Source organism: Caulobacter sp. BP25, assembly GCF_002737755.1.
Taxonomy (GTDB): domain Bacteria; phylum Pseudomonadota; class Alphaproteobacteria; order Caulobacterales; family Caulobacteraceae; genus Caulobacter.
This window is the reverse complement of sequence record NZ_PEGH01000009.1, coordinates 11766-32809: the sequence shown is the minus strand read 5'-3', so window position 1 is coordinate 32809 and position 21044 is coordinate 11766. Positions and strand designations below refer to the sequence as shown.

General features: G+C 67.2%; 20 protein-coding genes and 3 pseudogenes. 13 read left to right on the top strand and 10 right to left on the bottom strand.

The genetic code is table 11. The features are described 5' to 3' along the window. Positions 1-45: 45 nt before the first annotated feature. Together CSW59_RS06025 and aroB are read left to right on the top strand one after the other, a co-directional pair. Positions 46-651 carry a shikimate kinase gene (locus CSW59_RS06025; RefSeq protein WP_099443185.1) on the top strand — a complete coding sequence of 202 codons (606 nt, stop codon included), beginning with the start codon at positions 46-48 and terminating at the stop codon, positions 649-651. After that, positions 648-1759: pseudogene (gene aroB, locus CSW59_RS06020) on the top strand (3-dehydroquinate synthase). Before CSW59_RS06025 ends, aroB begins: the two are co-directional and overlap by 4 nt. Positions 1760-1805: 46 nt before the next feature. Here the strand turns inward: aroB and CSW59_RS06015 are convergent. Further along, entirely contained in the window at positions 1806-2456 is a 651-nt protein-coding gene (locus CSW59_RS06015; RefSeq protein ID WP_099443184.1) for a J domain-containing protein, read from the bottom strand. A gap of 59 nt (positions 2457-2515) precedes the next feature. On the opposite strand from CSW59_RS06015, the gene CSW59_RS06010 reads away from it, so the two are divergent. The 3 genes from CSW59_RS06010 (at position 2516) to CSW59_RS06000 (ending at position 6777) form a co-directional block, all read left to right on the top strand. Beyond that, on the top strand, positions 2516-2788 hold the full coding sequence (locus CSW59_RS06010) for a BolA family transcriptional regulator (protein WP_099443183.1): 273 nt from the start codon (positions 2516-2518) through the stop codon (positions 2786-2788). 87 nt (positions 2789-2875) lie between these two features. After that, on the top strand, positions 2876-3304 hold the full coding sequence (gene cdd, locus CSW59_RS06005) for a cytidine deaminase (RefSeq protein ID WP_099443182.1): 429 nt from the start codon (positions 2876-2878) through the stop codon (positions 3302-3304). 416 nt (positions 3305-3720) lie between these two features. Further along, on the top strand, positions 3721-6777 hold the full coding sequence (locus CSW59_RS06000) for a TonB-dependent receptor domain-containing protein (protein ID WP_161495022.1): 3057 nt from the start codon (positions 3721-3723) through the stop codon (positions 6775-6777). 125 nt (positions 6778-6902) lie between these two features. Here CSW59_RS06000 and CSW59_RS05995 read toward each other — a convergent pair whose 3' ends face one another. The 3 genes and pseudogenes from CSW59_RS05995 to CSW59_RS05985 all read right to left on the bottom strand — a co-directional run bounded on the left by CSW59_RS05995 (position 6903) and on the right by CSW59_RS05985 (position 10520). Then, positions 6903-7271 carry a response regulator gene (locus CSW59_RS05995; protein WP_099443180.1) on the bottom strand — a complete coding sequence of 123 codons (369 nt, stop codon included), beginning with the start codon at positions 7269-7271 and terminating at the stop codon, positions 6903-6905. 229 nt (positions 7272-7500) lie between these two features. Beyond that, a pseudogene (locus CSW59_RS21605) lies at positions 7501-8779 on the bottom strand (HlyC/CorC family transporter). 112 nt (positions 8780-8891) lie between these two features. Further along, positions 8892-10520 carry an ABC-F family ATP-binding cassette domain-containing protein gene (locus tag CSW59_RS05985; RefSeq protein ID WP_099443179.1) on the bottom strand — a complete coding sequence of 543 codons (1629 nt, stop codon included), beginning with the start codon at positions 10518-10520 and terminating at the stop codon, positions 8892-8894. 174 nt (positions 10521-10694) lie between these two features. Here CSW59_RS05985 and CSW59_RS05980 point away from each other — a divergent pair, with 174 nt between their 5' ends. Further along, complete coding sequence (locus tag CSW59_RS05980) at positions 10695-11135, top strand: hypothetical protein (RefSeq protein ID WP_099443178.1); 441 nt, start codon at positions 10695-10697, stop codon at positions 11133-11135. On the opposite strand, the gene CSW59_RS05975 is transcribed toward CSW59_RS05980, so the two are convergent. Next, positions 11104-11823 carry a phosphatase PAP2 family protein gene (locus CSW59_RS05975; protein ID WP_099443177.1) on the bottom strand — a complete coding sequence of 240 codons (720 nt, stop codon included), beginning with the start codon at positions 11821-11823 and terminating at the stop codon, positions 11104-11106. The genes CSW59_RS05980 and CSW59_RS05975 overlap by 32 nt on opposite strands. A gap of 190 nt (positions 11824-12013) precedes the next feature. On the opposite strand from CSW59_RS05975, the gene cobS reads away from it, so the two are divergent. Further along, the gene (cobS, locus tag CSW59_RS05970) at positions 12014-13024 is read left to right on the top strand and encodes a cobaltochelatase subunit CobS (RefSeq protein WP_099443176.1); all 1011 of its coding nucleotides are present in this window, start codon (positions 12014-12016) and stop codon (positions 13022-13024) included. Here cobS and CSW59_RS05965 read toward each other — a convergent pair. The 3 genes from CSW59_RS05965 to CSW59_RS05955 are packed head-to-tail and all read right to left on the bottom strand — an operon-like array spanning position 13021 to position 14084. Continuing rightward, positions 13021-13497, bottom strand: coding sequence for a hypothetical protein (locus CSW59_RS05965; RefSeq protein ID WP_099443175.1), 477 nt, complete (start codon positions 13495-13497; stop codon positions 13021-13023). The genes cobS and CSW59_RS05965 overlap by 4 nt on opposite strands. Positions 13498-13501: 4 nt before the next feature. Beyond that, the gene (locus CSW59_RS05960) at positions 13502-13828 is read right to left on the bottom strand and encodes a HigA family addiction module antitoxin (protein WP_099443174.1); all 327 of its coding nucleotides are present in this window, start codon (positions 13826-13828) and stop codon (positions 13502-13504) included. Continuing rightward, positions 13803-14084 (bottom strand): type II toxin-antitoxin system RelE/ParE family toxin, encoded by a 282-nt coding sequence (locus CSW59_RS05955; RefSeq protein ID WP_099443173.1) that lies wholly within the window; start codon positions 14082-14084, stop codon positions 13803-13805. The genes CSW59_RS05960 and CSW59_RS05955 overlap by 26 nt, the downstream gene beginning before the upstream one ends. Positions 14085-14229: 145 nt before the next feature. Between CSW59_RS05955 and CSW59_RS05950 the strand changes: the two genes are divergently transcribed. Continuing rightward, entirely contained in the window at positions 14230-14475 is a 246-nt protein-coding gene (locus tag CSW59_RS05950) for a DUF2188 domain-containing protein (protein ID WP_099443172.1), read from the top strand. Between the two features lie 209 nt (positions 14476-14684). Here the strand turns inward: CSW59_RS05950 and CSW59_RS05940 are convergent, their stop codons facing one another. Together CSW59_RS05940 and CSW59_RS05935 are read right to left on the bottom strand one after the other, a co-directional pair. After that, on the bottom strand, positions 14685-14912 hold the full coding sequence (locus CSW59_RS05940) for a hypothetical protein (RefSeq protein ID WP_099443171.1): 228 nt from the start codon (positions 14910-14912) through the stop codon (positions 14685-14687). A 166-nt stretch (positions 14913-15078) separates the two neighbouring features. Beyond that, entirely contained in the window at positions 15079-15474 is a 396-nt protein-coding gene (locus CSW59_RS05935) for a hypothetical protein (protein ID WP_099443170.1), read from the bottom strand. A gap of 175 nt (positions 15475-15649) precedes the next feature. On the opposite strand from CSW59_RS05935, the gene CSW59_RS05930 reads away from it, so the two are divergent. The 5 genes and pseudogenes from CSW59_RS05930 (at position 15650) to CSW59_RS05905 (ending at position 21043) form a co-directional block, all read left to right on the top strand. Continuing rightward, the gene (locus CSW59_RS05930) at positions 15650-16123 is read left to right on the top strand and encodes a chemotaxis protein CheW (protein ID WP_099443169.1); all 474 of its coding nucleotides are present in this window, start codon (positions 15650-15652) and stop codon (positions 16121-16123) included. 94 nt (positions 16124-16217) lie between these two features. Next, a complete protein-coding gene (locus CSW59_RS05920) occupies positions 16218-17318 on the top strand; it encodes a Zn-dependent alcohol dehydrogenase (protein ID WP_099443168.1) in 1101 nt (366 codons plus the stop codon). 100 nt (positions 17319-17418) lie between these two features. Beyond that, positions 17419-19479, top strand: coding sequence for a phosphocholine-specific phospholipase C (locus CSW59_RS05915; RefSeq protein WP_099443167.1), 2061 nt, complete (start codon positions 17419-17421; stop codon positions 19477-19479). 33 nt (positions 19480-19512) lie between these two features. Beyond that, positions 19513-19670 (top strand): annotated as a pseudogene (locus tag CSW59_RS21765) (hypothetical protein); the annotation flags it as partial. Positions 19671-19744: 74 nt separating this feature from the next. Next, positions 19745-21043 carry a M20/M25/M40 family metallo-hydrolase gene (locus CSW59_RS05905; protein ID WP_201722729.1) on the top strand — a complete coding sequence of 433 codons (1299 nt, stop codon included), beginning with the start codon at positions 19745-19747 and terminating at the stop codon, positions 21041-21043. Position 21044: the final 1 nt, after the last annotated feature.

Here is a 21044-nt window from a genome sequence, read left to right as displayed (position 1 = left end):
AAACTTGGGCTTTGGCCAAGCCTCGTGTAAACCCGCGACCGCATCATGACCGAGTCCGCTCATCCCCCCGAAGACAAGGCGCCTTCGCGCCATGCGTTCGAAGACCTGGCGCCGCTGCGCCAGAAGACCATCGTGCTGGTCGGGCTGATGGGCGTGGGCAAGTCCAGCGTCGGACGGCGCCTGGCCACCGTCCTCAACCTGCCCTTCCGCGACGCTGACAACGAGGTCGAGGCCGCCGCCGGCCGTTCGATCTCCGAGATCTTCGCCGAGCTGGGCGAGCCGGCCTTCCGCGACGGCGAGCGCCGGGTGATCGCCCGCCTGCTGGACGAGCCGCCGCACGTGCTGGCCACCGGCGGCGGCGCCTTCGTCAACGCCGAGACCCGCGCCATGATCAACGACAAGGCGCTGTCGGTCTGGCTGAAGGCGGATGTCGAGCTCTTGGCGCGCCGCGTCTCGCGCAAGGACACCCGGCCGCTGCTGAAGGGCAAGGATCCGGTGGCGGTGCTCACCGAGCTGGCCCGCGTTCGCAACCCTGCCTATGCCGAGGCGCAAGTCCACGTCCAGACCGGCGACACGCCGCACGGGGTGGCCGTCGACGCCATCCTGGCCGCGCTGCGCGAGCGTCTCACGCCAGGAGTTCCCACCCCATGATCCGCACCGTTCCCGTGGGCCTGGGCGACCGGGCCTATGACGTCGTCATCGGCCCGGGCCTGATCGACCGGGCGGGCGAGCAGATTGCGCCCGTCTTGGGCAAGCGCAAGCGCGTGGCGATCGTCACCGACGCCCATGTCGGCGAGCACCACGGCGAGCGCCTGGCGGCGTCCTTGGAAAAGGCCGGGATCGCCGTCGACGTCATCACCATCCCCCCGGCGAGGAGAGCAAGAGCTTCGAGGGGCTGGCCGACCTGTCCGATCGCCTGCTGGCCTTGAACCTGGAGCGCGGCGACCAGATCGTGGCGTTCGGCGGCGGCGTGGTGGGCGATCTGGCCGGCTTCGCGGCGGCGATCTACAAGCGCGGCATCGACTTCGTGCAGGTCCCGACCACGCTCTTGGCCCAGGTCGACAGCTCGGTCGGCGGCAAGACCGCCATCGACACCCCGCGCGGCAAGAACCTGATCGGCGCCTTCCACCAGCCGCGCCTGGTGCTGGCCGACCTCGACGTCCTGGCCACCCTGCCCGCCCGCGAGCTGGCTTGTGGTTACGCCGAGATCGTCAAGTACGGCCTGCTGGGTGACTTCGCCTTCTTCGAGTGGCTGGAGGCGAACGTCGCCAGGGTCCTGGAGCGCGATGTCGACGCCCTGGTCCGCGCCGTCGGCCGCAGCGTCGAGATGAAGGCCGAGATCGTCGCCGAGGACGAGAAGGAAGCCGGCCGCCGCGCGCTCTTGAACCTCGGCCACACCTTCGGCCACGCGATCGAGGCCGAGATGGGCTTTGGCGATGCGTTGAAGCACGGCGAAGCCGTCGGCGTCGGCATGGCCCAGGCCTTCCGCTTCTCGGCCGCCCAGGGCCTGTGCTCGGCCCAAGACGCCGTCCGCGCGCAAGCCGCCATCAAGGCCGCCGGTCTGCCGACAACGCTGGCGGACGTGCGGAAAGAGCCCTTCAACGCCGACGCCCTGATCGCCCACTGCGGCCAGGACAAGAAAGCCGAAGGCGGCAAGCTGACCTTCGTGCTGGTGCGGGGGATCGGTGACGCGTTCGTGGCCAAGGATGTGGACCGCGAGGCGTTACGGACGTTCCTGATCGCCGAGGGCGCGGTTTAGGCGACGGCTGGCTTCTGGCCCGCCGCCCTCAGGCCGGCGATCGCGCCTACACCACCCCCGACTTCTGCAGCTGCTTGTAGGCCTTGATCACGCGCTGCAGCTTGTGCTCGGCGCTGCGGTCGCCGCCATTGGCGTCGGGGTGGCAGCGCTTGAGCAGCTCCTTGTACTTGGCCTTGATCGCCGCGCTGTCGGCGCCGGCCTCCAGGTCCAGGTCCGCCAGGGCCTGGCGCTCCAGCTTGCCCAGGCCGCGCTCGGCGGCGGTCCGCTGTGATTCGGCCCGCCGCTGCTGAGCGCGGAAGACGCCGAACGGGTCGGCGAAGGCGCGGGCGTCGCGGGCGGCCTGGGCGGCGGCCTCGCGCGAGCGGGCGTCGGCCTTGAAGCTCCAGGTCGGACGGCCGCCAGTCATCCGTTCAGATTCCTGCTCGGCCCGAATCTGGGCCTCGCTCATGCCGGCGTAGAAGTTCCAGTTCTTGTTGTACTCGGCCGCGTGCCGCTGACAGAACCAGTAGTGCTGGTTGGGTATGTCGCGCGACTTCGGCGCCTTGGCCGAGCCGGGCAGGTGGCAGTCGGGATGGTCGCAGCGTTTCTCGCCCGGCTTCAGGCGCAGGACGTCCTCGACTCGGTCGTCGTCGCCCTCCTTGGGGGGCTTGACCCGGATGTCATAGAATTTGGGGCGGTACTCGAACGGCCGGCTCATGGCGCTTAGAGTAAGCCCGCGCTATTTCCGTTCAAGGATTGACATGCGGGAGTTGCGTCATGGGCGCCGTTGCGGAAGCTATTCGGACCAAGTTGGAGGCCGCCTTCGCGCCGTCGCGGCTGGAGCTGGTCGACGACAGCGACCGCCACCAAGGCCACGCCGGCCATAGCGGTGCGGGCGAAAGCCACTTCACCCTGCGTATCGAGTCGGAAGCCTTCGCGGGCAAGGCCCGGGTGATGCGCCAGCGCATGGTGATGAAGACCCTGGCCGACGAGCTGGCGGGGCCGGTCCACGCCCTGTCGATCGTCGCGACGGCGCCAGGCGAGGCCTGAGCGTCCGCGATTTTGAGCTTGCGCGCCGGCGCCGCGACTGATTGCCTCTCTCCCCGGCGCGACCTTGGCCGGACAGGCAGGACAAGCATGAGCGCCGACGAGATCTCTTCTTCCGACACCTTGGAACAGACCGCCGCCCGGGCCTTGCCCGCGCTGCTGGAGCGGTCGTACGCCCGATACTCCAACTTCACGGTGGCCGCCGCGGTGATCGACGAGGCGGGGCGCGCGCACTATGGCGTCAATGTCGAGAACGCGGCCTATCCGTCCGGCACCTGCGCCGAGCAGACGGCGATCGGGGCGATGATCACGGCCGGCGGCGTGCGCCGCATCGCCAAGGTGCTGATCGCGGCCGGCTCCGACGCCGTCGTCCAGCCCTGCGGCGCCTGCCGCCAGCGCATCGCAGAGTTCGCCGGCAGGTCTTGCGAGGTCGTGTCGGTGCAAGGCGGACAACCCACGCGGCGCGTCGGCTTCTGGGACCTGCTGCCACAGTCGTTCGGGCCAAGCGACCTGGATTGAAGGCGAAATCGGGGCAAACTAGTAAAATAAGCGTACCTTATCGACCGAAAAGAATTGTTTCCGGTCGCGCAGCCGCACGCCATCAAGCCTCCTCGCCTTGCGGAAATTTATGCCCATTACCAACGATAAGGTCCGACCTTGGGGCAAATAAATCCGCATAGGAGCTAAACGCGAAACGAGCGTTTCGCCGCAAGCGGTCGTCGATTGCTTGCCGGAAAATCGCGACTGTGGCGCTTGTGTGTCACCTAGGTAACGGTCTGCCCGCGAAGTAGAATTCACCGCAGCATTGAGGTGTCGCGGGCTCCGAGCCCGCATTAATTTCCGGCAAGGTTCACGCTGACGCGATGCATCCGTTTGATGCGACGTGTGACGCCGGTGCGCCGATCACCAAAAGTTCTGGGGGTTTGTTCTTGTCCATGATCACTCGTTCTCTTCTGCTCAGCTCCAGCATGCTGATCGCGATGGCCGGCGCCACGGGCGCCTACGCCCAGGCCAGCCAAGCCGCGCCGAAGGAAGGCGTCGCTGAAGTCGAAGCCGTCGTCGTCACCGGTTCGCGTATCCGCCGCCCCGACCTGGTCTCGACCCAGCCGATGCAAGTCATCAGCTCCGAGACGATCGACTCCAAGGGCTACACCAACATCGCCGACGCCCTGAACGACCTGCCGGCGTCCGGCATCCCGGTCAATCCGATCGGCGACCAGGGCTCGTTCGGCACGGGCCGTAACTTCATCAACCTGTTCAACCTGGGCACCAACCGCACCCTGACGCTGGTGAACGGCCGCCGCTTCGTCGGCAGCAACGTCGCCTCGCTGTTCTCGGGCGCCGGCGCCGGCGGTCAAGTCGACTTCAACGGCATCCCGACCGGCATGATCGACCGCGTCGAGAACGTTCAGGCCGGCGGCGCGGCCGTCTACGGCTCGGACGCCGTGGCCGGCGTCATCAACATCATCACCAAGAACCGCTTCGAAGGCGTCGAGGTCGACGGCCAGTTCGGCATCTCCGACAAGAGTGACGCCGAGACCTACCGGGGCCGTATCACGGCCGGCCGCAGCTTCATGGACGGCCGCCTGAACGTTTCGGGCAGCTACGAGTACGCCCAGACCACGGCGCTGAGCTTCAACGATCGCGACATCACCGCGCGTCAGTTGACCTTCGCGGTGAACCCGGCAAACCGTACGACGACCGACGGCATCCCCGGTTCGATCATCATCCTGAACCGTCGCATTCCGGAAGTCACCGCCGGCGGCCTGCCGACGCGCGCTGGCTCTGCGGCCCTGTCGGGCATCCTGACCATGGCGGATCCGAACAACCCGGGTCAGCGCATCGCCGCCCAGTTTGGTCCCGGCGGCGTGCTGGTGCCCTACGCCACCGGCACCTTCTACAGCTCGAGCGTCGCCTCGGGCGGCAACGGCCTGAACCTGGCCGACCTGTCGTCGCTGGTCTCGCCGGTCAAGCGCCACGTCGCCACGCTGTTCAGCCGCTACGAGATCAACGACCACGTCCGCTTCAACACCGAGACGTTCTACAACCACCAGAGCTCGGTCGAGCCGTATAACCAGCCGATCTACAACGCGCCTCTGTTCGGCGGTAACTCGTCTGCGCTGCGCATGTCGACGGCCAATCCGTTCCTGCCGGCCGCGACCCGCGCGGCCCTGCTGGGCCAGACGACCGCTCTGACGGCCGACGCGGCGAACCCGGGCGAAGGCATCTTCTTCCTGAGCCGCGCTTCGTCGGACATCGGCAACAACAAGACCAGCACCAAGGGCGACCTGATCCGCAACGTCTTCAATCTTGAAGGCGATTTCGACTACGCCGACCGCAGCTTCTACTGGAACGTCGCGGCGAACCTGGGCAAGTCGTGGGGCACCTTCTCGTCGCCGAACATCAACCAGACCCGCTTCCTGGAAGCGATCGACGCCGTTCGTGACTCTTCCGGCAACATCGTCTGCCGCAGCGCCACGGCGCGCGCGGCTGGCTGCGCCCCGCTGAACCTGTTCGGCGTCGGCTCGCCCAGCCAGGCGTCCCTGAACTATGTGAACGTCCAGTTCGAGAGCAAGTACGCTCTGATCCAGACCGGTTACGAAGCCAACTTCGGTGGCGATCTGATCAAGCTGCCGGCCGGCTGGGCCAGCTTCAACGCCGGCTACGAGTACCGTAAGGAAAAGTCGCGCTTCTCGCCGAACGATCCGCAACGTCTGGGCGTGGGCCGTTCGGCCGCGATCTCGGCGATCAGCGGCTCGTTCGACACCAAGGAAGCCTATATCGAAGGCCGGATCCCGATCTTCGGCGGCGACTTCTCGTTCCCCGGCATGCGCAGCCTGGAAATCGACGGCGCTCGCCGGAAGGTGAACAACTCGCTGGCCGGCAAGAACGACGTGTGGAGCTACGGCCTGCAATGGAAGCCGTTCGATGACCTGCTGCTCCGCGGCACCAAGAGCGCTTCGTTCCGCGCCCCGGCGATCACCGAACTGTTCCTGCCGGACGCGGTCAGCTTCATGACCGCCACCGACCCCTGCGACGCGCGGAACATCAACTCGGGCCCGAACCCGGCCGCCCGCCAGGCCAACTGCCGCTCGGACTTCACGGCTCTGGGCCTGCCGGCGAACTTCAACCTGACCTCGAACGTCCAGGCCGCCACGGTCCAGGGCACGACCTCGGGTAACCGCAGCCTGAACAACGAACTGGCTGACCAATGGTCCGTCGGCTTCGTTTATCAGCCGCGTTTCGTGAAGGGTCTGGCGATCAGCTTTGACTGGGTGAACATCGACATCACCGATGCGATCGTAAACTTCAACCTCAGCTCGATCATGCAGGTCTGCTACGACTCGCCGAGCAAGCCGGCCGACGTCTGCTCGCGCTTCTCGCGCGACGCGAACGGTCAGGTTCGCGGCGCCGACAGCGCCACCGGCTACACCGGTCCGGCCGCCGGCTACGTCAACGCTGGCTACACGAACTTCCAAGGCGCCACCCTGGGCGTCGACTACAAGTTCGCGCTGGCTGACGTTCCCTACGTCGGAAGCAAGGGCGGTGACCTGGGCACCCTGGAGTTCGAATTCGACCTCTACCACGTCAACAAGCAAGAGACCTCGGTCACCGGCCTTGGCTTCGACCTGAACGACGACAAGGGCGAAATCGGCAACCCCGACGTCTCCTGGAGCCTGGACACGACCTACAAGCGCGGCCCGCTGTCGGCCACGCTGACCACCACCTTCATTGGCAAGTCGTACTTCAACAAGGACTTCACGCCGGAAACCCGCGACCCGCTGTGGGTCGACGACTACTACGTGAACAACCTGGCCATGTCCTATGACCTGACCGATCTGCTCGGTGGCCGTCTGGGCATGGACCGCGTGAAGGCTCGCCTGAACGTTCGGAACCTGTTCGACAAGGAAGCGCCGTACGGCACGACCGGTCTGGGCGTCTACGACGTCATGGGCCGCTATTATCAAGTCGGCCTGACGGCCCGCTTCTAGAACAAGGACGGCCGGGAAGGATTTCCTTCCCGGCCGCTCTCGTCCAATGCGGTAAAGAAAAAGGCGGTCCCTTGGGGCCGCCTTTTTTGTTTCCGTCGTGTTTTGTTTTCGTCCTGGTGGCCCGATCAGGCCGTCTGGGCGACCAGGCCTTCCAGCACGCGGCGCAGGTCGGCCTCGCGGAAGGGCTTCTGCAGCACGGCCGAGCCCTTGTGATCCTCGCTGATGCCGGCCTCGCCATAGCCGCTGGCGAAGGCGTAGGGCACGCCGCGCGCGCGCAGCGCGTCGGCGACCGGGAAGATCGGCCGACCGCCCAGGTTCACGTCCAGCAAGGCCGCGTCGATATCCGCAGAGCCGGCCAGCTTCAGGGCCTCCTCGATCTCGGCCGCGGGGCCGACGACCGTGCAGCCGAGGTCGGTCAGCATGTCCTCGACCAGCATGGAAACGAGGGCCTCGTCTTCGACGACCAGCACCTTCAGGGACGAGAGAGTCTTCATAGATCAGGGCTCCAGCGTGCGCAGGGGCATCACCATGTGGCAGGCGAGTCCGAAGTGATCATAGGTCAGCTCGACCCCGCCGGATAGCTCGGCCGCGAGACCGCGTTCAAGAAGCCGCGCGCCAAGGCCGGCGCACCTGGCCGCCCCCTGACCCGCAGTGGTTCCCAGACCAGCAATGGCCCTAAACGCGCGCGGAGAGATCGGGTTCCCAGGCGGTCACATCATCGGCCTACGACTCTTCGCCCTCGTCCAGCGGCGCGCTGATGCGCAAGGCGGTGATCTGGTTACGCTGGCGGCGCAGCACCTGGAACCGGTGCCCGTGGAAGATGAAGGTCTGGCCCGGCTCGGGGATCATCTGGGCCTCGTGGATGACGAGGCCGGCGATCGTCACCGCCTCGCCCTCGGGCAACCGCCAGTCCATGGCGCGGTTAAGGTCCCGCACGGTGACATGGCCGTCGACATTGACCGAGCCGTCCTGCTGCTTGCGCACGCCATCCAGGGCCGTGTCGTGCTCATCGTCGATCTCGCCGACGATCTCCTCGAGGATGTCCTCCAGCGTCACCAGGCCCTGCAGCGCGCCGTACTCATCGACGACCAAAGCAAAGTGGCTCTTGCGCTTGAGGAAGGCGTTCAGCTGGTCCTTGAGATTGGTGGTGTCGGGGATGAACCACGGCTCGCGCAGGATCGCGGCGATGTCCAGCCCCTCCACCCCAGTCGGCGACTGCGCCAGGGCCTTGAGCAGGTCGCGGGCGTGCAGCACGCCGATGATGTTGTCAGGCTCGTCGCGATACAGCGGCACGCGGGTGTGCTGGGCCTCCAGCACCTGGTCGACCAGTTCGCGCGCGGGCAGGTCGGCGTCCAACAGGACCATCGACTTGCGGTGGACCATGATCTCCGAAACGTCCATGTCCGAAAGATCCAGCACCCCGCCCAGCATCCGCCGGTCGTCGGTCTCCACCAGGCCTTCGGAGTGGTGATAGTCGACCGCACCCCGGATCTCCTCGTGGGCGGCCAGCACGTCGACGGCCATGTCCAGCCGGACGCCGAAGATCCGCAAGGTGCGGCGCACGATCCACTGCACCGCGTAGATGACCGGGCCGAACAGCCCCACGAGGAACAGCGTCGGCGCCGACAGGGCGCGGGCGACGTCGTCGGAGCGGACAATGGCCACGGTCTTGGGCAGCACCTCGGCGAAGACCAGGACCAGCACCGTCATCACGGCGGTGGCTAGGGCCACGCCCCAGGGCCGGGGATCAGGGTGGTCAGCACCTGGGTCGCTAGGGCCGAGGCCAGGATGTTGATCAGGTTGTTGCCCAACAGGACCGCCCCGATCATCGTCTCCTGGTCGGACAAGAGCTCCGCCGCGCCGAGGCGTCGCCCTCGCGCTCCAGCTGGTGCATGCGCGAGCGGCTGGCGCCCGTCATCGACGTCTCCGCCGCCGAGAACAGCGCCGAGAGGGTCAGCAGGGCGATGACAATGGGCGCGAGGCCAAGCAGGGCGGTGAACATGCGGATGTTCTAGATGGGATCGAGATCCAACACGACTCCGAAGCCCAGAACTGGCCTTCCTGGGCCTTGTGCCCAGGAAGGCGGGTTTTGAGCCTATTTCGAATGCGATCCGTTAGCCCCCGGGATGCAGGCCCGGCGCTTCCTGGCCCGTGCGGGCGACATATTCGGTGTAGCCGCCGCCGTACTGGTGCACGCCCTCGGGCGTCAGCTCCAGCACGCGGTTCGACAGGGCCGCCAGGAAGTGGCGATCGTGCGAGACGAACAGCATGGTGCCCTCGAAGTCGGCCAGAGACGCCACCAGCATCTCCTTGGTCGCCATGTCCAGGTGGTTTGTCGGCTCGTCCAGCACCAGGAGGTTGGGCGGATCGAATAGCATCTTGGCCATGACCAGACGCGCCTTCTCGCCGCCCGACAGCACGCGGCAGGGCTTTTCGACATCGTCGCCCGAGAAGCCGAAGCAACCGGCCAGGGTGCGCAAGGCGCCCTGACCCGCCTGCGGGAACGAGCGCTCCAGGGATTCGAAGATCGTTTCCTCGCCCTCCAGCAAGTCCATGGAGTGCTGGGCGAAATAGCCCATCTTGACGCTGGCCCCGATGGCGACCTTGCCCTGGTCGGGCTCGGTCGCACCAGCCACCAGCTTCAACAGGGTCGACTTGCCGGCGCCGTTGGCGCCCAGCACGGCCCAGCGCTCCTTGCGGCGCACCAGGAAGTCGAGATCCTGGTAGATCGGCCGCTCGCCATAGCCCTTGTGGACGCCCTTCAGGCTGATCACGTCCTCGCCCGAGCGCGGGGGGCTCTGGAACTCGAACTGCACCGACTGGCGACGGCGCGGCGCCTCGACGCGCTCGATCTTGTCCAGCTTCTTGACCCGGCTCTGCACCTGGGCGGCGTGCGAGGCGCGCGCCTTGAACTTCTCGATGAACTTGATTTCCTTGGCCAGCATCGCCTGCTGGCGCTCGTACTGCGCCTGGCGCTGGGCCTCGCTGAGCGCCCGCTGCTGGTCGTAAAAATCAAGGTCGCCGGAATAGCTAATCAATGTTCCCGCGTCGATCTCGATCACCTTGCCGATGATGCGGTTCATGAAGGCGCGGTCGTGCGAGGTCATCAGCAGCGCGCCCTCGTAGTTCTTGAGGAACGCCTCCAGCCAGATCAGGCTTTCCAAGTCGAGGTGGTTGCTGGGTTCGTCCAGCAGCATGGCGTCGGGGCGCATCAGGAGGATGCGGGCCAGGGCCACGCGCATCTTCCAGCCGCCAGACAGCAGGCCCACGTCCCCGTCCATGCGCTCCTGGCTGAAGCTCAGGCCCGCCAGCACCTCGCGGGCGCGGGCTTCCAGCGCATAGCCGTCCAGCTCCTGGAAGCGTTCCAGCACCTCGCCATAGCGCTCCATGACCGCGTCCAGCTGGTCGGCCTGGTCCGGATCGACCATCGCCGCCTCCAGCGTCGCCATCTCGGCGGCCAGGGCGCTGACGGGACCAACGCCGTCCATCACGGCGGCCACGGCGCTCTGGCCCGACATCTCGCCGACGTCCTGGCTGAAATAGCCGATCCGCGTGCCGGGATCGATCGAAACGATCCCGTCGTCGGGCTGCTCCTGGCCCGTGATCATGCGGAACAGCGTCGTCTTGCCGGCGCCGTTGGGGCCGACTAGCCCGACCTTCTCACCCTTCTGGATGCCCATCGAGGCTTCGATGAACAGGATCTGGTGGCCGTTCTGCTTGGAGATATTGTCGAGGCGGATCATGGCGGGGCTGCTACCCCGGAGCGACGAAGAAAGCCAGCCTTAGAGCGCGAGGCGGGAAGCGCGAAAGTCGCCGACAGCGCCAGACACACCCGGAGTCCGCTGCGATCCCTTGCGGCGCAAGGGGCGAATAGGCCATTGTCGCGCGCCGACAGGGGCGGACGGGGGCTTGTTTAGATGACCGATAGCGATCCGGAGTGGCGCGCGCCCGTCGAAGCGCCGACACCGGTGACACCGGTGCCTTTCGGCAAGCCTTGGAGCATCTGGGCGTGGGGCGCCCTGCTCTCGACCGCCGGCCTGGCCCTGGCGATCTCGCCTGACGCGGCGCTCCACCTGCTGAAATCGCCCGTGGAGCCGACCAGCCTGCCGTGGGTGCGGTTCTGCGGCCTGCTGCTGCTGGCCTACGCCATGGGCTACCATGTGGCGGGCTGGACCGGGCAGCGGACCTACATGCGCGCCTCGGTCGTGCTGCGGGTGCTGTCGCTGGTGGTGATCGGCGCCTTTGTCCTGTTGGACTGGTTGCCCAAGGCCTGGCTGGCCGTCGGCCTGGCCGACTTCGCCGGCGCAGTCTGGACGACGCTGGAGCTCAGGTGGCGTCCGAAGCCGAAGACGGCCTGAACCACCGCTCGACCAGATAGGCGGCCAGCCAGCAGATCATCGCCCAGGCCGCGCCGACGCTCCAGCCGGCCAAAACGTCGCTGACCCAGTGGACGCCCAGATAGACCCGGCTGGCGCCGACCAGCAGGCTGACCAGCACCGCAGCGCTGACCGCCAGAATCTTGACCCGTCGCCGGTCGGAAAAGCGCGCCGCCAGCACGCCCAGGGTCAGGAACACCACCGCCGACAGCATGGCGTGACCGGACGGGAAGCTGGCGTTGACCGCCTCGACCACGCGGTAGGCCTCGTCGGGACGCTCGCGGCCGAACACCGCCTTGAGGCTTTGGCTGACCGTAACGCCGCTCAGCGCGCCCAGCACCAGCAGCCAGCCCTCGGTCCAGCGTTTCAGCGAAGCCAGCAGCGCGAAGGCCGACAGGATCAGCAGGCCCAGCACCGCCACCGAGCCCAGGGCGGTGATGTCGACCGCCGCCACGTGCAGCCACTCTGGCCCGACCAGCGCCTGGGGCTGGCCGCCGACCCGCAAGGCCCGCAACACCGCCAGGTCCAGAGCGTGGGCCTCGCCCTCCACCACCTCGTCGGCGATGGCCAGGAAGCCCAAACCGCCTAGGGCCGCGATCAGCAGGGCGGACGCCACCCCGATCTCTCGCCCCGCAGCGGCGAAAAGTCTCCGAACATCCAGACGAAACACCCGTCGCGCTCCTTGAACGGCAGAGGCCATAGTTTTCGACTTAAACATGAACTTGGGCCGCGCAAGTCTCGTCGGGACCAGACCGATCGCCGCGCCGATCAACGCCAACCGCTAAAAAACACCCTGGAAAGGGGCGCGCGAGCGCGGCGCCCCCTTCCCTCCCCCCGGGTCAAGGCGCTAATCCGGAAACATGCCCGAGTTCGCCGAAACCAGCTCCGCCCAAGATCCGCTGATCACCCTAGTCCCCGACAAGTGGGTGACGCTGCGCGATGCATTCGGCGTCGACAGCGACATGAAGGTTCCAGCCTTCAGCCACCGCGATCCCCACGTGCCCGAGATCGACGCCGCCTATCGCTTCGATCCCCAGACGACCAAGGCCATCTGCGCGGGCTTCGCCAAGGACCGTCGCGTGATGGTCCAAGGCTATCACGGCACCGGCAAGTCGACCCACATCGAGCAGATCGCCGCGCGCCTGAACTGGCCGCTGGTTCGCGTGAACCTGGACAGCCACGTCTCGCGGATCGACCTCGTGGGCAAGGACGCCATCGTCCTGAAGGACGGCAAGCAGATCACCGAATTCCGCGAGGGCATTCTGCCGTGGTCGCTGCAGCGCCCGATCGCCCTGGTGTTCGACGAATATGACGCCGGTCGCCCCGACGTGATGTTCGTGATCCAGCGCGTGCTGGAAGCCGGCGGCAAGCTGACCCTGCTGGATCAGAACCGCGTCATCCGCGCCAATCCGTACTTCCGCCTGTTCGCCACGACCAACACCATCGGTCTGGGCGACACCACGGGCCTCTATCACGGCACCCAGCAGATCAACCAAGGCCAGATGGACCGCTGGTCGATCGTCACGACGCTGAACTACCTCGAGCACGACGTCGAGGCCGCCATCGTGCTGGCCAAGAACCCGTACTACGACACGACCGAAGGCCGGCGCACGATCTCGGCCATGGTCCGCGTCGCCGACATGACCCGCAACGCCTTCATGAACGGCGACATCTCGACGGTCATGAGCCCCCGCACCGTGATCACCTGGGCCCAGAACGCCGAGATCTTCGACCACGACGTGGCTCTGGCCTTTAGGCTGACCTTCCTGAACAAGTGCGACGAACTCGAACGCCCCACGGTCGCCGAGTTCTTCCAGCGCGCGTTCGGCACGGACCTCCCGGAAAGCGCGGCGCGGGTGAAGGTGGCTTAAAAGGTAGCTTGAGCCGCGCGCAGCCGCTCAGTCACGTCTTCAACGCCTGGTACGCTCAGTACGGCCGGGCGGAAGATGAATCTGGGGCGGCCATCTCGGCGGGTACGCAGGCCAATCAAGACCGGAGCCGGGACGACAGCCGCATACCGGACCGAAAAGTCTTCTTCGAAGATCACCGCAGCCAGGCAATCGAAGGTGATCTCGTTGTCCTTGGGCATGTCCCCGAGTTGGCACGATGGGTTTGACGCTGAAACTCGGCGGCTCTTGATCTGATAGGTCCTCATGCCGTCCGTCGCATCGAAGGCCTTGTTTGAACTGGCCGGAAGTTCCCATCCAAATGCACGCGCAAATAATGTCTCGGCATAGCAGCCGACGATGTTCTTCGTGCGAACAATCCCGCGCTCATGCAGGGCTTGGATCGCGGCGCTGTAGGCGCGCAGAAGATCCAGAGCTGACCTAGGCTCCGCCTCCATCCACCTACGCCGCCCGCGGCGTGATCTTGTCCAGCTCCGCGCCCATCTTCCGGCGCTGCTCCATCAGGTCGTAGTCCATCTGCAGGCTCAGCCAGAAGCCCGCCGACAGCCCCCAGTAGCGCGCTAGCCGCAGGTCGGTGTCGGCCGTCACCGCGCGCTTGCCCAGCACGATCTCGTTGATGCGACGCGGCGGAACGCCAATGGCCTTGGCCAAGGCCGTCTGGCTCATACCGATCGGCTTGAGAAAATCCTCCAGCAGGATGTCCCCCGGCGTCGGATTGGGCAGCCACTCCGACGGATCGGTCTCAATGGTAGTCGCAGATCTCGACATCCTCGGCTCCTCCATCCCGCCAGCGAAAACAGATCCGCCATTGATCGTTGATCCGGATGGAGTGCTGACCGACCCGATCGCCGCGCAGCGCCTCCAATCGGTTACCCGGCGGCGCCCGCAATTGCTCCAGACGCGCCACCCGGTTGAGCACACGCAGCTTTCGCAAGGCTTGCGCCTGGATATCGCCGGGCGACCGACGCGAACGGCCGCCACCCCAGACACGCTCAGTCTCGCGGTCAGCGAAGCTCCGGATCATCTCCCCTCCTCATAACGCGTACCGTTATGCGGATCAAATCCGCGCCGGGCTCGAAACCTTGAGCGCCCTCTTCCGACAAGACCGCGTCATCGGAACCACCCCGCGTCGCGGATCGTTCGACGTTCGAGCTTCACGGAGACGCGCCATGACCCAAGTCACCTACATCATCGTCGAGCATGACGGCGGCTGGGCCTATAAGGTGGGCGAGACCTTCTCGGAGACGTTTCCCAGCCACGACGCGGCGCTGAAGGCCGCCCAGCGCGCGGCCGGCGAGCAACGCCTGCCGGGCGAGACCGAGGGCATCACCTACGAGGACAAGCAGGCGGTCTGGCATCAAGAGCTGTCGTCCGGCGACGACCGGCCGGCGACGCAGGTGCGGGATGCTGAGTAGGCGTTGAGCGCCGCTTAGAATTTCCAATTCCCCCCGTCATTCCCGCCCTTGTGGCAGGAACCTCTCTATCCGCCGCAAGTGAGGATGGGGCGGACCGCTGGCGGTCCGCTTGCGCCGCACGTGCGCATTGAACCAGGGGTTCCCGTCACGAGGGCGGGAATGACGGACACATAAATGAGACCCTTCAAAGAAGGCTGAGCTTAGCCCCCCTAAGCCGCCGCGTTCGCCATCCGCCGCAGCCGCCGCGCCAGGTCTTCCGGACGGTCGGCGATCTGATCGAACAGGGCCTGGACCTCGGCCTCTCCGAAGCCGGCCGCGCGCAGGGTGCGCCAGGCGCCGGCCAGCACGGCCTCGGCGATGTCCAGGCGATCCTCGGTCAGGCGTAGGCCAGCGCTGAACGGGGTTGGCGAGAGGGGCGACGGAGCGAGCGGCGACATCAGGGCTCTCCTGCTGCTGGGGAGTAATGTTCCTTTTTTGTTCTCATTTCTCAGCGGAGTCGAGTCCCGCCACGCTTGAGCGCGACAAAAAGCCCCAGGTCCCGGGGAACCTGGGGCTTGAAGGCGGATCGGCGGCTTACGCCGACGACCCGATCGTCCGCGTGTCTCAGCGGCACACGGTGCGTTCGTAGTAGCTGCCGCTCCAGCGATCGTACTCGTGGGTCGTCCAGCATTCCCGGTCGCCGTAGTACGGACGGGGCGCGTAGCCATAGCCATAACCGTAGTAGCGCGGGGGCGGCGGCGGGGGCGGCGCATAGGCGCGGCGACCATAGTAGCGGTCGTCGTAGCGATCGCGCCGATCGTTGTCTGACAAGGCCGCGCCGACCGCCAGGCCCAGCACGCCAGCCGCGATGGCGGCCACGGCGACGTCGTCGCCCTTGCTCTTGTGATAGCGATGATAGTAGCGCGGATCGGCCGAGGCCGTGGTGGCGGCGGCGGCCAGCGACAGAGCCGCGACGCCGGCTCCGACCCGGCCCAGAGTGGTGACGAACTTGCGGACCATGGTGGCCTCCTGACCTCTTTGGCTCCCAGCGCGGCGCGCCGTCGAAGCGTCACGAGGACGATCGGCCTTGCCGCCTGAACGGCGCCTGAACGAAATTCTCGGGTTCCTGGAACCGGTTTGTTCATCTTTTTCCGAGAGCCTGAGGCGACGAAATTCGTGCTCCCCGGAGACCGCCATGACCACCAACGTGTCTTACGCCCAAGGCCAGGCCCTGCAGGTCCTGTCGTTCGAAGTCGGCGCCCAGACCTATTGCGTGCCCGTCAGCGCCGTCCGTGAAATCCGTGGCGTCACCCCGCCGACCCCGCTGCCCGACGCCCCGCCCTTCGTGCGCGGCGTCATCAACCTGCGCGGCCAGGTCATGCCGGTCATTGACCTGTCGCAACGCCTGGGCAAGGGCGCGGCGCAAGATGGCCCCCGCCAGGTGATCATCGTCGTCGAGAACCAGTCCGACGTCGCTGGCCTGCTGGTCGACGCCGTCTGCGACAGCTTCACCGTCGAGGCCGACGCGATCAATCCGCCGCCGTCGCTGGGCGATGTCGAGGAGTCGCCGCTGGTCGCGGCCGTGATCACCAGCGGCGAAGGCGACATGACGGTCCTGCTGGCCGTCAGCCGCATCCTGCCCGAGCGCCCGATCGCCCTGGCGGCTTAAGACCCCAAGGCGCAAGCCAAACATTCGTTCGAATTCCCCTTCCGCTCGCCCAGAGCGGGACGCTAGTCTCCCCTCAAACAAGAGGGAGACGAGCATGAAGGCCGCTGTTCTGCGCGAGGTGGGCAAGCCCCTCGAGATCGAGACCGTGGCCATCGGCAAGCCGGGCCCGCGCGAGGTGCTGATCCGCACCAAGGCCGCCGGCGTCTGCCACTCCGACCTCCATTTCATCGAGGGCTCCTATCCCCATCCCCTGCCCGCCGTGCTGGGCCACGAGAGCGCCGGGATCGTCGAGGCGGTCGGCTCGGAGGTGCGGACGGTCAAGGTCGGCGACCACGTCATCACCTGCCTCAACCCCTATTGCGGCCACTGCGAGGTCTGCCTGACCGGGCACATGAACCTGTGCATCAGCCCCGAGACGCGCCGGGGTAAGAGCGAGGCGCCGCGCCTGTTCAAGGAAGACCTGAATGGCGGAACAGGCCCGATGGCCCAGTTCCTGAACCTGTCATCCTTCGCCGAGATGATGCTGGTCCACGAGCACGCCTGCGTGGCGGTGCGCAAGGACATGCCGTTCGACCGCGCCGCCCTGATCGGCTGCGCGGTGACCACCGGCGTGGGCGCGGTGATCCAGACCTCGAACGTCCGGGCGGGCGAGACCGTGGCCGTGATCGGCTGCGGCGGCGTGGGCTTGGCCACCATCAACGGCGCGGCGATCGCCGGCGCGGGCCGGATCATCGCCATCGACCGCGTGCCGGCCAAGCTGGAGCTGGCCAAGACCTTCGGCGCGACCGACGTGATCGACGGCTCCCAGGTCGACGACATCGCCAAGGCGGTCATCGAACTGACCGGCGGCGGCGTGCAGCACAGCTTCGAGGCCATCGGCCTGAAGGCCACCGCCGAGGCCTCGTTCAAGATGCTCCGGCGTGGCGGCACGGCCAATATCATCGGCATGATCCCGATCGGCACCAAGATCGAGCTGCACGGCCCTGACTTCCTGGGCGAGCGCCGCATCCAGGGCAGCTACATGGGCTCCAACCGCTTCCCGGTCGACATGCCGCGCCTGGTCGACTTCTACATGTCGGGCAAGCTGAAGCTGGACGAGCTGATCTCACGCCGGATCAAGCTGGAGGACGTCAACTCGGCCTTCGACGAGCTGAAACGCGGCGAGCTAGCGCGGTCGGTGATCGTGTTTGATTGAACATTGGGCGGGCGCCGCCGCTGCATCTGGTCCAGTCCAGTTGTCACAGGACTGACGATGAACCCATGCTAGGTGCGCGGCAGTTCACCGGAGTTCCGCCATGCCTCAGATCGACCGCCGCGCCCTGCTCGCCGCCATCGGCGCCCTGACCCTGCCGCCAGCGCTGGCGCGGGCGGCGGCGATCGACGCCGATGTGCGAACCGGCACGATCCAGGACGTCGAGCACGTGGTCATCCTGATGCAGGAGAACCGCAGCTTCGATCACTACTTCGGCACGCTGAACGGCGTGCGGGGCTTTGGCGACCGGTTCCCAGCGCCCGTGCGCGATGCGGCCGGCCGCCAGGACGCCTCGGTCTTCGTGCAGAGCTACGACAAGACCAAGCTGCTGGCCCCGTTCGCGCTGAATAGCGCGGAGACCTTCGCCCACATGCGGGTCGAGGGCACGCCGCACAGCTGGACCGACGCCCAGGACGCCTGGGACGAAGGCCGCATGGACCGCTGGCCCGACGCCAAGAAACCCTGGTCGATGGGCTACTTCCAGCGCGCGGACATCCCGTTCCAGTTCGCCCTGGCCGACGCCTTCACCCTCTGCGACGCCTATCACTGCGCCACCCAGACCGGGACCAACACCAACCGCCTGTTCCTGTGGACCGGGACCAATGACCCGCTGGGCAAGGCCGGCGGTCCGTCGATCTCAAACTCGCACGATGAGTTCGCCGAAAAGGGCGGGGCCAAGGAGTCCTATACCTGGACCACCTATCCCGAGCGCCTGCTGAAGGCCGGCGTCTCCTGGCGCATCTACCAGGACATGGCCGACAACTTCACCGACAACCCGCTGGCGGGGTTCAAGGCCTATCGCGACGCTCACAAGGGCCTGCCGGGCTCGGACCCGCGCCTGAAGCAACTGGCCCTGTCGACCCATCATCTGGACAAGCTGCGCGAGGACGTGCTGGCCGGCCGTCTGCCGCAAGTCTCGTGGGTCATCTCACCGGCCGCCGACAGCGAGCATCCCAATCCCTCCAGCCCGGCCCAGGGCGCGGACTACACCGCGCGGGTGATCGACGCCCTGACGGCCGATCCCAAGGTCTGGGCGCGGACCGTGTTCCTGGTGATGTTCGACGAGAACGACGGCTTCTTCGACCACATGCCGCCACCCTCGCCGGCCTGCCGCGGCGCCGACGGCAAGCCGCTGGGCGGCTCGACGGTGGACGAGACCGGCATGCATCACCACGTGCGCAACCCGACCGAGGCCAAGGCCGAGCGCGACGACCTGATGGGCCGCCCGTATGGCCTGGGCCCGCGCGTGCCGCTGTATGTGATCTCGCCCTGGAGCCGGGGCGGCTGGGTCAACAGTCAGGTCTTCGACCACACCTCGGTCGTGCGGTTCCTGGAAGCACGTTTTGGCGTGATGGAGCCCAACATTGCCCCCTGGCGTCGCGCGGTCTGCGGCGACCTGACCACCTGCTTCGACTTCAAGACGCCGAACGCCAAGCCCTTCGCGCCCCTGCCCCCGACGGCCGAGGCGGCCAAGCGCGCCAACGCCCTGGGTCGCACCAAGCCGCCGACGCCGACGACGGTGGTCGCACCCGTTCAGGCCAAGGGAACGCGGCCCTCGCGCGCCTTGCCCTACGCGCTCGTCGCGGACGCCAAGGTCCAGGATGGCGCGGCGCGGCTGATCCTGACCAACACCGGCGCGGCGGCGGCCGTGCTGCATGTCTATGACCGCCTGCGGCTGGACGCGGCTCCGCGCCGCTACACCCTAGCGCCCGGCACGAGCCTGGAGGACACCTGGCCGGCCGGCGCCTATGACCTGTGGGTGCTGGGCCCGAACGGCTTCCACCGCCGCTTCGCGGGCGACAGCGAAGGCGTCGAGATCAACGCCCGCGCCCAGGGCGACGCCCTGCTGGTCAGCGCCGTCAACAGCAGCCCGACGCCGCGCGCCCTGTCAGTCGAGGTCCTGGACGGCGAGCGCCTGAGCGTGACCCTGGCCCCCGGCGAGACCCGCACCAAGGCCTTCCCGACCCGCCAGGGCTGGTACGACGTCACCGCCCGCCTCGACGGCGCCCCGGCCTGGCTGCGGCGCGTCTCGGGCCGGGTCGAGACCGGCAAGGACTCGATCAGCGATCCGTGGATGGGCGGTCCGGCGGTGTTGAAGGTCTAGGGCGGATAGACATCCAAGCGCTCACCAAATTCCCCGTCATTCCCGCCCTCGTGGCGGGAACCTCTCTATCCGCCGCAAGTGAGGATGGGGCGGACCGCTGGCGGTCCGCTGGCGGTCCGCTGGCGCCGCCCTTGCGAGCTGAAACAGGGGTTCCCGCCACGAGGGCGGGAATGACGGGAGGGTATGGTTGGATATCGGGTGCGCAGACCTTCGCGCCGCCCGGGATGACAGTCTAGTCTGGCGGCGCATCCAAGGATTCGCCGCCATGACCCTTCGCCACGCCGCCTCCCTCGCCGCCCTCGCCCTGGCCCTGACGGCCGCGCCCGCGATGGCCGCGCCGAAAGCCGATCCAGCCAAGGCCGTCGGCAAGATCGTCGCCTCGCCGGCCTTCAAGACGGCGGTCGCCAAACTCGACGCCGACTACGACCGCACGGTCGCCGACATCATCACCCTGACCGAGATCCCCGCCCCGCCCTTCAAGGAGGAGAAGCGAGCCAAGGCCTATCTCGAGATGCTGAAGGCTCACGGCCTGACCCATGTCGAGATGGACGCCGAGGGCAACGTCATGGGCGTGCGGCCCGGAACCGCGACCAAGGGCGCGGGCCCGTTCGTGGTCATCGCCGCCCACCTGGACACCGTCTTCCCCGAAGGCACGGACGTGACGGTCAAGCGCCAGGGCACGCGCCTGATGGCCCCGGGGATCGGCGACGACACCCGCGCGCTCTCAACCCTGCTGGCCTATGTGCGGGCCATGGACGCGGCGGGGATCAAGACCAAGAAGGACATCCTGTTCGTCGGCAATGTCGGCGAGGAAGGCCCCGGCGACCTGCGCGGCGTCCGCTACCTGTTCAACAAGGGGCCCTACAAGGGCCGGATCAGCGCCTTCTTCTCGATGGACGGGGCCGAGCCCGAGCAGATCGTCGACCGGGGCACGGGCTCCAAGCGCTATCGGGTGACCTTCTCGGGTCCCGGCGGCCATAGCTACGGCGCGTTCGGCATCGTCAACCCGATGGTCGCCATGTCCAAGGCCGTGACCGACCTCTACGCCATCCAGCCGCCCACGACCCCGAAGACCACCTATTCGGCCAGCGTCACCGGCGGCGGCACCTCGGTGAACTCGATCCCGCACGACGTGTTCATGGAGTTCGACATGCGCTCGGAAAGCGCCGCCGAACTGGCCAAGCTGGACCAGACGCTGATCGGGATCCTGGACAAGGCCGTGGCCGGCGAGAACGCGGCCCGCTCGACCAAGGCCGGCGCGGTCAGCTACGCGGCCAAGGTGATCGGCGAACGCCCCGCCGGCGCCACGCCCGAAACGGCCGACATCGTGGTCCTGACCGAAGCGGCGATCACGACCCTCGGCTACAAGCCCGCGCGCCATGCCGGCTCGACGGACTCCAACATCCCGATGAGCCTGGGCGTGCCGGCCCTGACCATCGGGGCGGGCTTCCTGGGTGGCCGCGCCCACGCCCTCGACGAATGGATCGACATCGAGAAGGCCCCGACCGTCAAGGGCATGAGCGTGGGCCTCGCGGCGCTGCTGGCCGTGGCGGGGGTGGAGTAGA

Excerpts from the sequence above, each read along its gene's own strand:
- CSW59_RS06025 (WP_099443185.1), top strand. The coding sequence starts at position 46 with ATGACCGAGTCCGCTCATCCCCCCGAAGACAAGGCGCCTTCGCGCCAT.
- CSW59_RS06015 (WP_099443184.1), bottom strand. The coding sequence starts at position 2,456 with ATGAGCCGGCCGTTCGAGTACCGCCCCAAATTCTATGACATCCGGGTC.
- CSW59_RS06010 (WP_099443183.1), top strand. The coding sequence starts at position 2,516 with ATGGGCGCCGTTGCGGAAGCTATTCGGACCAAGTTGGAGGCCGCCTTC.
- cdd (WP_099443182.1), top strand. The coding sequence starts at position 2,876 with ATGAGCGCCGACGAGATCTCTTCTTCCGACACCTTGGAACAGACCGCC.
- CSW59_RS06000 (WP_161495022.1), top strand. The coding sequence starts at position 3,721 with ATGATCACTCGTTCTCTTCTGCTCAGCTCCAGCATGCTGATCGCGATG.
- CSW59_RS05995 (WP_099443180.1), bottom strand. The coding sequence starts at position 7,271 with ATGAAGACTCTCTCGTCCCTGAAGGTGCTGGTCGTCGAAGACGAGGCC.
- CSW59_RS05985 (WP_099443179.1), bottom strand. The coding sequence starts at position 10,520 with ATGATCCGCCTCGACAATATCTCCAAGCAGAACGGCCACCAGATCCTG.
- CSW59_RS05980 (WP_099443178.1), top strand. The coding sequence starts at position 10,695 with ATGACCGATAGCGATCCGGAGTGGCGCGCGCCCGTCGAAGCGCCGACA.
- cobS (WP_099443176.1), top strand. The coding sequence starts at position 12,014 with ATGCCCGAGTTCGCCGAAACCAGCTCCGCCCAAGATCCGCTGATCACC.
- CSW59_RS05965 (WP_099443175.1), bottom strand. The coding sequence starts at position 13,497 with ATGGAGGCGGAGCCTAGGTCAGCTCTGGATCTTCTGCGCGCCTACAGC.
- CSW59_RS05960 (WP_099443174.1), bottom strand. The coding sequence starts at position 13,828 with ATGTCGAGATCTGCGACTACCATTGAGACCGATCCGTCGGAGTGGCTG.
- CSW59_RS05955 (WP_099443173.1), bottom strand. The coding sequence starts at position 14,084 with ATGATCCGGAGCTTCGCTGACCGCGAGACTGAGCGTGTCTGGGGTGGC.
- CSW59_RS05950 (WP_099443172.1), top strand. The coding sequence starts at position 14,230 with ATGACCCAAGTCACCTACATCATCGTCGAGCATGACGGCGGCTGGGCC.
- CSW59_RS05940 (WP_099443171.1), bottom strand. The coding sequence starts at position 14,912 with ATGTCGCCGCTCGCTCCGTCGCCCCTCTCGCCAACCCCGTTCAGCGCT.
- CSW59_RS05935 (WP_099443170.1), bottom strand. The coding sequence starts at position 15,474 with ATGGTCCGCAAGTTCGTCACCACTCTGGGCCGGGTCGGAGCCGGCGTC.
- CSW59_RS05930 (WP_099443169.1), top strand. The coding sequence starts at position 15,650 with ATGACCACCAACGTGTCTTACGCCCAAGGCCAGGCCCTGCAGGTCCTG.
- CSW59_RS05920 (WP_099443168.1), top strand. The coding sequence starts at position 16,218 with ATGAAGGCCGCTGTTCTGCGCGAGGTGGGCAAGCCCCTCGAGATCGAG.
- CSW59_RS05915 (WP_099443167.1), top strand. The coding sequence starts at position 17,419 with ATGCCTCAGATCGACCGCCGCGCCCTGCTCGCCGCCATCGGCGCCCTG.
- CSW59_RS05905 (WP_201722729.1), top strand. The coding sequence starts at position 19,745 with ATGACCCTTCGCCACGCCGCCTCCCTCGCCGCCCTCGCCCTGGCCCTG.